Source organism: Marinobacter salicampi (assembly GCF_011074795.1).
Classification (GTDB): Bacteria; Pseudomonadota; Gammaproteobacteria; order Pseudomonadales; family Oleiphilaceae; genus Marinobacter; species Marinobacter salicampi.
The window spans coordinates 25,617-36,519 of record NZ_JAAMPF010000005.1 but is presented as its reverse complement, the minus strand read 5'-3'; the positions used below and the strand labels follow the sequence as shown (position 1 = coordinate 36,519).

The following is a 10,903-nucleotide window of genomic DNA, read 5'->3' as shown; positions in this document are numbered from 1 at the left end:
AAGCTTCAGCTTTCGAGGAGCCGCCAGGCTCCCAATCAGGCCAACCCCATGGCACCCCTTCGGTGTGCACGAAAGCTGAAGCTTCCGCTACGACACATACTGAACCCGAGGATGCGGCGTGGGTTGTTTCAATGTAGCGGAAGCCTCAGCTTTCCCGAAGACGCGGCGTAGGATGTGTAAATGTAGCGGAAGCTTCAGCTTTCGAGGAGCCGCCAGGCTCCCAGTCAGGCCAACCCCACGGCACCCCTTCGGCGTGCACGAAAGCTGAAAGTCCCGCTACGAGCATGCCCGTGCCTAGCGGCGTTTGACGAAATAAACGCTCAATGCCTGCCCCATGAGGCTCTGGACTGCGCTTCCCAGGGCTTCTGCCTGCAGCTGTTTTTGCACTGGGCCGGTGGCCAGGCTGTGGCCGTCGGCGTCCCGGGCTTTGACCAGCTTCCATTCCACTTCGTTGCTGACCATGGCCATCAGCTGCTCCAACTGGGCACTATCCTGAGGCCGGAACCAGCGGTCCTGGCAGCCACCGAGACCATAGAAGTCACTTTCTGACAGCAGTTCCTGCCAAAGGTCATCCTGTTTATTGTTCAGCACCATCCGCCGTAACCGGCGCAGGGTGGCCCGGGTGGGTTGCAGGTTATGCTCTGCAATCAGTTTGCGCACCTGCTGGTCCGCAGCACTTTGTTCTGCAATGTTCGTGTGCATGTGAACCACGCTGCCGTTGCTGGTTGCTGAGCTGACCAGAGCCGGCAAAGAGACATCAGTCATGTGCACCGAAGGCAGCCGGCCGATCTCGACCCATTGAACCTGGTGGCCATCGGCCACAAAGCGCTGGGCGATGGACCAGGGCCAGAACACGATATTGCTGAGGCCGAGTTCCTCTGCCCGGCGGGTCGCCTTGGCGATGTTGCCAAGGGACTCATCCACTGCAATCACTTCCACATCATCCAGGTAGCTGGCCAGTTCAAGGGCACGCTGGCCGGATTGGGCACCACACAGCATCAGGCGAAGGGTTTCAGGAAGGTTGTCGGTTGACAGCTTCAGTTCGACCGCCATCAGCGTTTTAAGACTTGAAGCGCTCCGATAGGCCAGTTGTGCCCAGCTCGGCCAGGCCTGGGGCACGTCGGCCTTATCCAGGCACAGCTCATCCATCTTCTCGTCGAAATTCTGTTTGATCGCCTCTTCGGTGGCCCGGTCGTAGTAGCTTGCGGCAACCACAGACTGCATCCCCAGTGGCCAGTCCACCAGGTTCCATTGGCCCAACTGAACCGCGAACAGCTGATGGAATAGCGCCCCGTACATGGCGCTGAGAATCAGCGAGCCAGTCACAGCGTCCATGGGTTCGCCCATGAGGAACTGGGCTTGGATACTTTCATTAATGGCTTCAACCAGGTTCTCTTCATCATCCGCAGCCGGGAGGGCATAGCCGGTTCGGTCCACGTAGCGGGCGATGGCCATGGTCAGGCTCTGGCGGCTTTCCTGAAGCGTAGCCGTGGTGGCGACCTCTGCCAGAATAGAGCGACGTAGCTCATTCACAAAGTCTTCAATGGTCGGATCTGGCATCAGCGTTTTCTGCAAGGCCAGGATGAGCAGTTCGTCGTCGCAGGCATCATCAAGCTGGATCTGCGCATCGGCATTGCCAAGGTCGTATTTCTGCACAAGGATGCTGCCAACGAAGCGGCCGATTTCCTGGTGGGGGAGATCGTCGCGGCTGAGCAGGGCGATGGCATCCCGCGCCAGCTCGCTATCCGCTTTTTCCACCTTCAGGTTTTCAGCGCAGACCAGCATGCCGCTGTAGATCGAAGGCCACTCCAGGCCCAGTTCAAGCAATTTTCGATAATGCAGGTAAGCCACATCAAACTGACTCTGCTGGCGCTTGGCGTGGGCAATGCCACAGAAGGCGGCGGCGGATTGCCGGTCCAGCCCCAGGGCTTCCTGGAAATACTGCTCGGCAAGCGCCGGGCGCTCGGAAGCCAGAGCCCAGTAGCCCAAGTTGGAATACTGCTGGGGTTGATCGGACTTTAGTGTGAGGCTGACATTAAACAGGTGGTGAGCGTGCTGCAGGTTGCCTTCGTCCATCTCCACCCGCCCCAGCAATCCCAGAGCCACAGGCTCATCCGGATTCAGGGCCAGAGCCTCATCCAACAGACTCCGACACTCATTACGCGCAAGCACCCGCTGCCCGTGCCGGTTGCCCGGATTATTCGACTCGCCATAGCAAGTGTTGGCTTCAAGCAGCAAACGGGCGACAGTCGCCTTGGTGGAGGCCAGGTTCTGTGAGTGATGCTGAGCGTACATAAAACACCTCATTGTTATCAGGCCGCTGCGTACCAGGCGGCAAGAGACTGCAGCTTTTAACCATGTGCAGTTTGTTAACAGAGGTATTGCGAAAGCCGTGCCAGAAGTAACGATCAGCGGCGTCCGGAGAGCATGGAATGAAATGTGTCGTAGCGAAAGCTTCAGCTTTCGAGCGCACCGAACGTATATGCCAGTGAGCCGGATTGAAGATCAGGAGCCTGTTGGCTCCCCGAAAGCTGAAGCTTCCACTACATTTAAAAAACCGCTCGCACCGCATCTTCGGGCTTCGTTTGTGTCGTAGCGGAAGCTTCAGCTTTCGAGCGCGCCGAAGGTGTGCCAGTGAACCCGATTGAAGATCAGGAGCCTGGCGGCTCCACGAAAGCTGAAGCTTCCGCTACATTTAAACAACCTCCACCGCGTCCTCGGGTTTAGTTTGTGTCGTAGCGGAAGCTTCAGCTTTCGAGCACACCGAAGGTGTGCCAGTGAGCCCGATTGAAGATCAGGAGCCTGGCGGCTCCACGAAAACTGAAGCTTCCGCTACATTTACATAGGCACTAAAATAATCCCTTCCATGGATGGAAGGTTTTTATGGCTTATACAGATGCTCTACGTCATCGGTATTCTGTGGCAGGACAGGAATACCTCATTACCTGCTGTACTCAAAACAAGCAACAATATCTCCAGGATTTCCATACCGCCCGCGCTGTGGCTAGGGCCTTGAAGCAATTGGAAGAAGAAGGCCTTGCAGAAATCAAGTGCTGGGTTGTGATGCCAGATCACATTCATCTATTGATTCAACTGGTCACAGACAAAGGTCTAGCGAGAATCATTGCATTACTGAAGGTGTACGCATCAAGGAATGCCGGCGCGCGCATTCCCTGGCAAAAGGGTTATCACGAACGAACGTTGAGAAGCACCGATGACCGTCGGGATATTGCCCGATATATCGTCATGAACCCAATCAGAGCCAATCTTGCCAAATCCGTTCGAGAATACTCCCATTGGGACTCAGTTTACCTGTAGCGGAAGCTTCATCTTTCGAGCACACCGAAGGTGTGCCGATAAGTCTGGTTAAAGACCAGGAGCCTGCCGGCTCCACGAAAGCTGAAGCTTCCGCTACATTTAAACAACCTCCACCGTGTCCTCGGATTCAGTTTGTGTCGTAGCGGAAGCTTCAGCTTTCGAGCGCACCGGAGGTGTGCCTGTGAGCCGGATTGAAGATCAGGAGCCTGACGGCTCCACGAAAGCTGAAGCTTCCGCTACATTTACCTAGCCAACCTCGCATTAGTACCCATAAAAAAGGCCGGCAATTGCCGGCCATTTGAATAACGTTTCGGGTTATCCCTGGAGTAACTGCAGCACTTGCTGTGGCCTTGCGTTTGCCTGGGCAAGCACCGATAGACCTGCCGACTGAAGTACCTGGGTACGTGCCAATTCGGCCGATTCTGAAGCAAAGTCCGCGTCGCGGATGCGGCTGTTTGAAGCAGACAGGTTTTCAGAGGTGGTGCTCAGGTTCGCAATAGTAGATTCAAAGCGGTTCTGAATTGCGCCGAGTTCGCTTCGGATGGAGTTGATCGTGGTTAGGGCGCTATCAACACGGAGGATAGCGTCGTTTGCACCAAGAACCGTGTCGATTGCAACTGAGTCCAGACTTTCTTCAACTGCAGCTGTTGCGTCGGTGCCAGTGGTATCCAGCGCAGGAGGTGTAGCTGTGGTGGTTAAGGCGATACCACTCAGTGCTTCAGCGGATTTAATCTCAATTCCGGTGCCATCTTCAGTTGCAACAGCAACGGCATTCTCCAGTTGACTATTAATTGTCTCAACCGCATCAGAGATGTTTGTTTCTTCACCTGTGAACGTGATCGTTTGGCTCTGAGGCGGCGTCCCCACCCCAACGGTTAAGGTATCAGTTGCGGTTATGGTGTTGGCGCCTGCAGCGAAGTTAACGTTTAACGCTGACGCCGTCGCAATGCCTCCAATGTCGCTGGCACGAGTTCCTGCACTCAGATTAATGCTGATCGTATCGCCCGAGTTCGCGCCAACCTGGAATGATGCGGTCCCGAACGTGCCGTCAAGCACTTTCAAACCATTGAATGAAGTCTGGTTGGAAATTCGGCTGATTTCGTCAATCCGCTGCTGGACTTCGGCGTCGAGTGCTTCTCGGTCAGACTGGCTGTTCGTTGCGTTGGCGGACTGGATTGCCAGTTCGCGGATACGCTGAAGGTTGGAGACGACTTCGTTCAACGCGCCTTCTGTAGTTTGCGCAAGTGAAATGCCATCGTTTGCATTTCTTTGCGCCATGTTCAGGCCAGAGATCTGGGACTCAAACCGCGTTGATATCGCCAGGCCGGCGGCGTCGTCCTTGGCAGAGTTAATTCGTAGGCCAGAAGAAAGACGTTCAAGCGCTGTATTGGCATCGCTCTGCGAAGCGTTGAGGTTCCGCTGTGCGTTCAGCGAGGCGATGTTGGTATTGATGATCTGAGGCATATCGTTTCCCCTTTCTATAGAGATGCCGGTAACTCAGTGCCCGATCAGTGGGACGCCTCGCCGGCCGGTGTTCATTGGAATTGCCGTTTAGAAGGGTTAAAGCGAAACCCGTGCCACTTCTGTTTATAATTATTAACCTGTTGATTTAAAATAATAAAAACTAAATTTTATCTTTGTTACAACGTGTTGTTGCGCAGGAGCACGCGACTTGTTAAGGAATTAAATTGCCGCTTTTGGGGTTGCTTACATTTAGTAACAAAGTTATTTGACTTTTTTTTAAAGGAAGCCCGAACGGAGCCGTTAACTGAAATAACAGGGCGGCGCTTCAAGACTAAAGAAGAGCGCCACACCTTTTCCACAAAACTACGACATCTGTCGAAGGAGAAGTAAAATGGCTCTCGGAATTAATACTAACGTTGCATCTCTTAACGCTCAAAATCAGCTTGGCAAATCCCAGAGCTTATCTAATCAAGCTCTTGAGCGACTGTCTTCTGGCCTGCGAATTAACTCTGCTAAAGATGACGCGGCAGGGCTCTCCATCTCAACACGATTTGACGCACAGATACGTGGGTTGTCAGTAGCTCAGCGTAACGCGAACGACGGGATTTCCATGATGCAGACAGCGGAGGGAGGTCTTAATGAAACGGTTAACAACTTACAACGGATGCGCGAGTTAGCAGTTCAGTCCGCGAACGGCACGAACAATGGCACGGATCGTGATGCTTTGAACGCCGAATTTGCACAGCGGGCCCTTGAAATTACGCGAATTGCCGACCAAACAAAGTTCAACGGAACTAATCTGCTCAATGCCGCTGCTCCGGCTTCCGTAGATATTCAAGTTGGGGCAAATGCTACTGAAGTAATCGCTGTAACATTTGGTGATATGAGTGCTGCGACATTGGGTGTAGGCGCAGTTACGATTGATGGAGCTGATTCTACAAACGCAACGGCAGCCATCACGGCGATCGATACTGCATTGGAGACTGTAAATACCCAGCGTAGTACCTTCGGCGCGGCACAAAATCGATTTGAGAGTACAATTGCTAATTTGGGCACGACAATCGAAAACTTGAGTGCTTCAAATAGCCGGATTCTGGATGCCGATTTCGCTGCAGAGACCGCAAAAATGGCTAAAGCAAACGTACTCCAGCAGGCAGGAATCTCTGTCCTGTCCCAGGCGAACGCAAGACCGAACCAGGTTCTGTCCCTCCTGCAGTAAGGGACTCGAGTAGTAACGGCCGGGTTTCGGAGACGAAGCCTGGCTAAAGCTGCTCAAAGATAGTGAGGTGAGTCATGAATGACGTAAACTTGAATAGCCCGGGTCTGAAGCTGGTAAGTTCCAGTGAGCAAGTGCCGTCTCGGGCCTCTGCGTCAGCTCAGGTGGAAGGCACAGGCAGTGCTTCCACTCAGATCGCTATATCACCCAGTGCACCGGAAGCACAGATCCAAACAGCCGAATCTTTCCGAGAGTTAACGCAGGTTTCCAACGCGCAGTCCCTTGAAAAGCGCACTGAAACCCAGCGGGAGCAGCTGGATGATGCCGTTTCGAAACTGAACGACTTTGTTCAAAATGTACAAAGAGATCTGCAGTTTGAAGTAAATAACGAACTGGGTCAGACCGTGGTTCGGGTTGTGGACCAGGAAACCCAGAAGGTTATCAGGCAGATTCCGGATGAGGTTGCGTTGAGGTTGGCAGAAAACTTGCAGCAGGATGAACCGCTGACGTTGTTCAACCTCAAAGTGTAAGCTATCGAGTACCACTTTAAGTTGGTCAATAGAGATTCAGCGCCGCCGCACCCGTGAGGGGCCGGCGGTGTTTTGCTTTCGGGCGGGTGGTGGCCCTTCAGGCAGCAGTGTTTACAGCACGTTACAAATTGCCCGTCTCAGGGGGCAAAGTTTTGCCGCTTGCGGCCGATAACCAGTCACGAGCAATGACTCATCAGCCTTTCAGGAGGCACGGTATGGCTTCGATTACATCTCTGGGCGCAGGCTCGGGCATCTTCAGCAACGACCTGGTTGATCAGCTTATCAATGCGGATCGGAGGCCGGCGGAACTGCGACTGGATCAGAAGCAACAACGTGCTGAGCTTGCCATTTCAGCCTTCGGAAAAATCCGGAGTACGATCGAAGGCATTAAATCTCCTTTGGAAGCTCTGGCCAAGCCTGGCGGCCTTCAGGCTTTTACCGGCACTTCGTCCAACGAAGGCGTAGCGACTGTGGCGATCGACCCGACCAAAGCCAGCCGCGGAAGCTATAGTTTGAACGTAACTCAGCTTGCCCAGGCCCAATCGCTTGCTTCACCGGCCGGGGTCTATACAGAGAGCAACACAACGACCGTGGGTTCGGGCACTCTGACTCTCAACGTGGGCGGTGTCAGTACGGATATTGCTGTGGACGGCAGCAACAATACTCTTGATGGCCTGGCTGCTGCCATAAATGACGCAAACGCAGGTGTTTCAGCGGGTGTCGTCGACACCGGCTCGGGTTTCAGGTTGGTGATGACTGCTGATGAGTCAGGCGAGGCTAATGCTATTCAGATATCCGTCGCGGACGATGATGGCAACCAGACCGATACCAATGGTTTATCCCAGTTTGTGTTTGACGGCGTCACATCGAATCTTGATGAAACAGTACCGCCTAAAGATGCCCTGATGGAAATAAACGGCATTCCGGTCAGCCGCTCAACAAATACGGTGGAAGGCATTGTCGAAGGGGTAACCTTTGACCTTAAATCGGTCGGCACATCTTCAGTGAAAGTGGAGCAGGACTCCGAGCTAGTGGCCGGGCGGGTCCAGGAGTTCGTGGACAAGTTCAATGCGCTTCAGGACGTTATAAAGCAGGCTTCGGGTTTCAACGCGGCGAGCGGGCAAGGAGGAGTTCTTAGCGGAGACTCATCTCTGCGATCCATACAGAGCGACCTGAGAAGCATATTGACCTCCGTGCCTGCCGGCCTTGAAGGTTCTTCAGTACGTATTCTGGCCGACATAGGGGTTACCACGGACCCCAGTACTGGCAAGCTGGAATTCGACAAAGCGAAATTCACCGATCAGCTCGAAGCTAATCCGGGAGCGGTGGAAGCTCTGTTTGCCGGCAAGGACGGTGCACCAGGTATTGCGGAGCGAGCGACCACGCTTGTGACCGATGTGCTGGATAGTGACGGCCTCCTTTCAAATAGGACGGATGGCCTCAGCAGAACCCTGACTGAAATTCAGGACCAGCGAGACAAGCTCGACATGCGATTGGAGACCCTCCGAGAGCGCCTGGTCAGGCAGTTTTCCGCAGCCGACTCCCTTATCTCAAGATTACAGAGTACTGGCGACTATGTGTCGCAGCAACTGGCCGCTATTGCGCCCAATAACGATCAGAACTAGTTCTAGCCAGAATCAAAAGAGGATTTGTCCATGAACGGGCTTCAGCAATACCAGCGTATCAATACCCAGACCAGCATGATGGATGCCGATCCCCACAAACTCATTCAGCTCCTGTACAACGGAGCCCTTGAGCGTATCAACATGGCAAAGGCCCGTATGCAGGCCAAGGACTATGCGGGTAAAGGCAAGCTCATCATCAAAGCTATAGAGATTGTAGGCGGTCTGCGCAGCTTTCTTGATTTCGAAAAAGGCGGCGAGCTTGCGTCCCGCCTTGAATCCCTTTACGAATACATGGAACGAACCCTGTTCGAAGCTAACGTCCGCAACGACCCAGCCAAGCTCGACGAAGTCGCCGGTTTGCTGCGCCAGGTCAAAGAAGGTTGGGACGGCATTCGTGACGAGGCTACCCGTCCCGCCGCAGAGCCGGTTGCAGGCTGAACTGTACTGCTCGTTGTTTCAGTGCTGAGCCGGCCCGACTTGGCCCGCTTCTGCGCGAAGTCCTCTACCAACCGGTGGGGCGATACCCATGCTGTTTCTCAGGCGGTCAAGACCGATGCGTTTGTCTATTGCTGGTGTCTGCTATACGTGGTAATTACCTGTGCCCTCGCGGCGCCAGCCTCCGCCCGTCCTTCTGATTTAACCACTTCTTCCGACGAAGCATTTCTCAACTTTGCCACACCCGATGTCTGGCCCTGGGGCTACCTGGCCGATAGCGGAAGCCCTACAGGTACCCTTGTTGAATTCAGTAGCCGGGTGGCCGCGGTTGCCAACCTGCCCCTGTTAAATGAGCTTCGTCCCCATCGCAGAGCCGTGCTGGAGCTTACCTCCGGCGAAGCCGACTTCGTCGTTCTTTTTGAAAGTCCGGCGGCAAAGGCTGCTGGCGTGGAGGTTGAGTCAGTGCTGTCTGTCAGGACTCTGATGGCGGGCCGGTTCGGAGAAAGCTATCCGCTGACCATCAATGGCCTGGCCGGGAAGACCGTTGGTTATATTCGGGGCACCTTCTACGAAGAGGCTTTTCAGGACGACGAACACATTCGCAAGATTCCGGTTAATGGCCTGGCACAAGCGGTAACCATGCTTCAGTTGGGGCGCATCGATGCCCTTGTCAGCAGTGACCAGGCCTTTTACCACACGCTCAGGGATATGGAGCTGCCCATTGCCGGCTTCCGTACCGACGTGGTTATCGCCGAGCAGAAAGCATGCCTTTATATGTCCCGCAAGGCGAAACACCCTGAGCTCTATTACCCCGTCCAGAAGGCAGTGCGTGAAATGCGCCATACCGGCGAGCTTGACGAGATCTTCCGTTTGCCCCAGTGAGCCGTCTGGCAGCCTTGGCCTGGGTGCCGTACAATACGCGACTCATTTTCGGTTTCGCATTCTGGTCAGTCTGGAGTAGGGCATGTCTGAGATTAAAAAGGTGGTTTTGGCGTATTCCGGTGGCCTCGACACCTCGGTAATTGTTCGCTGGTTACAGGATACCTACGGTTGCGAGGTGGTTACCTTTACCGCTGACCTGGGGCAGGGCGAGGAAGTGGAGCCCGCGCGGGCGAAAGCGCAGGCCCTGGGTGTAAAGGAAATTTTCATCGAAGACCTGCGTGAAGAGTTTGTCCGGGACTTCGTGTTTCCCATGTTCCGCGCCAACACGGTCTATGAGGGCGAGTACCTGTTGGGTACGTCCATTGCCCGCCCCCTGATTGCCAAGAAACTCATCGATATTGCCAACCAGACCGGCGCAGATGCTATCTCCCACGGCGCCACCGGCAAAGGTAACGACCAGGTCCGGTTTGAGTTGGGTGCCTACGCCCTGAAGCCGGGTGTTCATGTAATCGCGCCCTGGCGTGAGTGGGACCTGAACTCCCGCGAAAAGCTGCTGGCCTACTGCCGCGAACGTGACATTCCGGTGGAGATGAAGAAAGGCAAGTCGCCTTATTCCATGGATGCCAACCTGCTGCATATTTCCTACGAAGGCATGGTCCTGGAAGATCCCTGGGCTGAGGCTGAGGAAGACATGTGGCGCTGGAGCGTGTCGCCGGAGAAAGCGCCGGACACGCCTACCTATATTGAGCTGACCTACCAGAAGGGTGACATAGTCGCCATCGACGGCCAGACCATGAAGGCCCATGAAATCCTGGCGCACCTGAACAAGGTGGGCGGCGACAACGGCATTGGCCGGCTGGATATCGTAGAAAACCGCTATGTGGGCATGAAGTCCCGGGGCTGCTACGAAACACCTGGCGGCACCATCATGCTGAAGGGTCACCGGGCTATAGAATCCATTACCCTTGACCGGGAAGTGGCACACCTTAAAGACAGCCTCATGCCCCGTTATGCCGAAGTGATCTACAACGGTTACTGGTGGTCCCCTGAGAGGGAAGCACTGCAGGCTCTGATCGACCAGACCCAGACCTACGTTAACGGCGTGGTCCGTCTGAAGCTGTACAAGGGTAACGTGGATGTAGTCGGCCGGAAGTCAGAGGATTCCCTGTTTGACGAAAAGATTGCCACTTTCGAGGAAGACCAGGGCGCCTACGACCAGAAAGACGCGGAAGGCTTCATCAAGCTGAACGCGCTGCGTCTGCGTATTGCAGCCAGCAAGGGCCGCAAGCTTTAAGGCATGCGCTCGGAAGTCTGCTCCTGCGATCTGGTGTAGCGTGTGAATGTAGCGGAAGCTTCAGCTTTCGTGGAGCCACCAGGCTCCTAGGTTGGCCGAAGCAAGGGCCCACCTTCGGTGCGCTCGAAAGCTGAAGCTT

General features: G+C 54.7%; 9 protein-coding genes. 7 read left to right on the top strand and 2 right to left on the bottom strand.

Annotated features, from left to right (window positions below; all coding sequences use genetic code 11):
* Window positions 1–294 precede the first annotated feature (294 nt).
* On the bottom strand, window positions 295–2,295 hold the full coding sequence (locus tag G7W63_RS02065; RefSeq protein WP_166252423.1) for a tetratricopeptide repeat protein: 2,001 nt from the start codon (window positions 2,293–2,295) through the stop codon (window positions 295–297).
* Between the two features lie 588 nt (window positions 2,296–2,883).
* On the opposite strand from G7W63_RS02065, the gene G7W63_RS02060 reads away from it, so the two are divergent.
* Window positions 2,884–3,318, top strand: a complete 435-nt coding sequence (locus G7W63_RS02060) for an REP-associated tyrosine transposase (protein WP_166252420.1) — start codon at window positions 2,884–2,886, stop codon at window positions 3,316–3,318.
* Window positions 3,319–3,633: 315 nt separating this feature from the next.
* On the opposite strand, the gene G7W63_RS02055 is transcribed toward G7W63_RS02060, so the two are convergent.
* Window positions 3,634–4,782 carry a flagellin gene (locus tag G7W63_RS02055; protein ID WP_166252417.1) on the bottom strand — a complete coding sequence of 383 codons (1,149 nt, stop codon included), beginning with the start codon at window positions 4,780–4,782 and terminating at the stop codon, window positions 3,634–3,636.
* A 391-nt stretch (window positions 4,783–5,173) separates the two neighbouring features.
* Here G7W63_RS02055 and G7W63_RS02050 point away from each other — a divergent pair, with 391 nt between their 5' ends.
* From G7W63_RS02050 to G7W63_RS02025, 6 genes are all read left to right on the top strand, one after another.
* Entirely contained in the window at window positions 5,174–6,001 is an 828-nt protein-coding gene (locus tag G7W63_RS02050) for a flagellin domain-containing protein (protein ID WP_166252414.1), read from the top strand.
* A gap of 74 nt (window positions 6,002–6,075) precedes the next feature.
* A complete protein-coding gene (locus G7W63_RS02045) occupies window positions 6,076–6,528 on the top strand; it encodes a flagellar protein FlaG (RefSeq protein ID WP_166252411.1) in 453 nt (150 codons plus the stop codon).
* Window positions 6,529–6,743: 215 nt separating this feature from the next.
* Window positions 6,744–8,153 (top strand): flagellar filament capping protein FliD, encoded by a 1,410-nt coding sequence (gene fliD / locus G7W63_RS02040; RefSeq protein ID WP_166252408.1) that lies wholly within the window; start codon window positions 6,744–6,746, stop codon window positions 8,151–8,153.
* Window positions 8,154–8,183: 30 nt separating this feature from the next.
* The gene (gene fliS / locus G7W63_RS02035) at window positions 8,184–8,591 is read left to right on the top strand and encodes a flagellar export chaperone FliS (RefSeq protein WP_166252405.1); all 408 of its coding nucleotides are present in this window, start codon (window positions 8,184–8,186) and stop codon (window positions 8,589–8,591) included.
* A gap of 39 nt (window positions 8,592–8,630) precedes the next feature.
* Complete coding sequence (locus G7W63_RS02030; RefSeq protein ID WP_166252402.1) at window positions 8,631–9,470, top strand: substrate-binding periplasmic protein; 840 nt, start codon at window positions 8,631–8,633, stop codon at window positions 9,468–9,470.
* An 82-nt stretch (window positions 9,471–9,552) separates the two neighbouring features.
* A complete protein-coding gene (locus G7W63_RS02025) occupies window positions 9,553–10,764 on the top strand; it encodes an argininosuccinate synthase (protein WP_166252399.1) in 1,212 nt (403 codons plus the stop codon).
* Window positions 10,765–10,903 lie beyond the last annotated feature (139 nt).

Bases quoted from the DNA above. Each gene is read 5' to 3' on its own strand.
- G7W63_RS02045 (WP_166252411.1), top strand. From the start codon at position 6,076: ATGAATGACGTAAACTTGAATAGCCCGGGTCTGAAGCTGGTAAGTTCC.
- G7W63_RS02065 (WP_166252423.1), bottom strand. From the start codon at position 2,295: ATGTACGCTCAGCATCACTCACAGAACCTGGCCTCCACCAAGGCGACT.
- G7W63_RS02060 (WP_166252420.1), top strand. From the start codon at position 2,884: ATGGCTTATACAGATGCTCTACGTCATCGGTATTCTGTGGCAGGACAG.
- fliS (WP_166252405.1), top strand. From the start codon at position 8,184: ATGAACGGGCTTCAGCAATACCAGCGTATCAATACCCAGACCAGCATG.
- G7W63_RS02025 (WP_166252399.1), top strand. From the start codon at position 9,553: ATGTCTGAGATTAAAAAGGTGGTTTTGGCGTATTCCGGTGGCCTCGAC.
- G7W63_RS02050 (WP_166252414.1), top strand. From the start codon at position 5,174: ATGGCTCTCGGAATTAATACTAACGTTGCATCTCTTAACGCTCAAAAT.
- fliD (WP_166252408.1), top strand. From the start codon at position 6,744: ATGGCTTCGATTACATCTCTGGGCGCAGGCTCGGGCATCTTCAGCAAC.
- G7W63_RS02055 (WP_166252417.1), bottom strand. From the start codon at position 4,782: ATGCCTCAGATCATCAATACCAACATCGCCTCGCTGAACGCACAGCGG.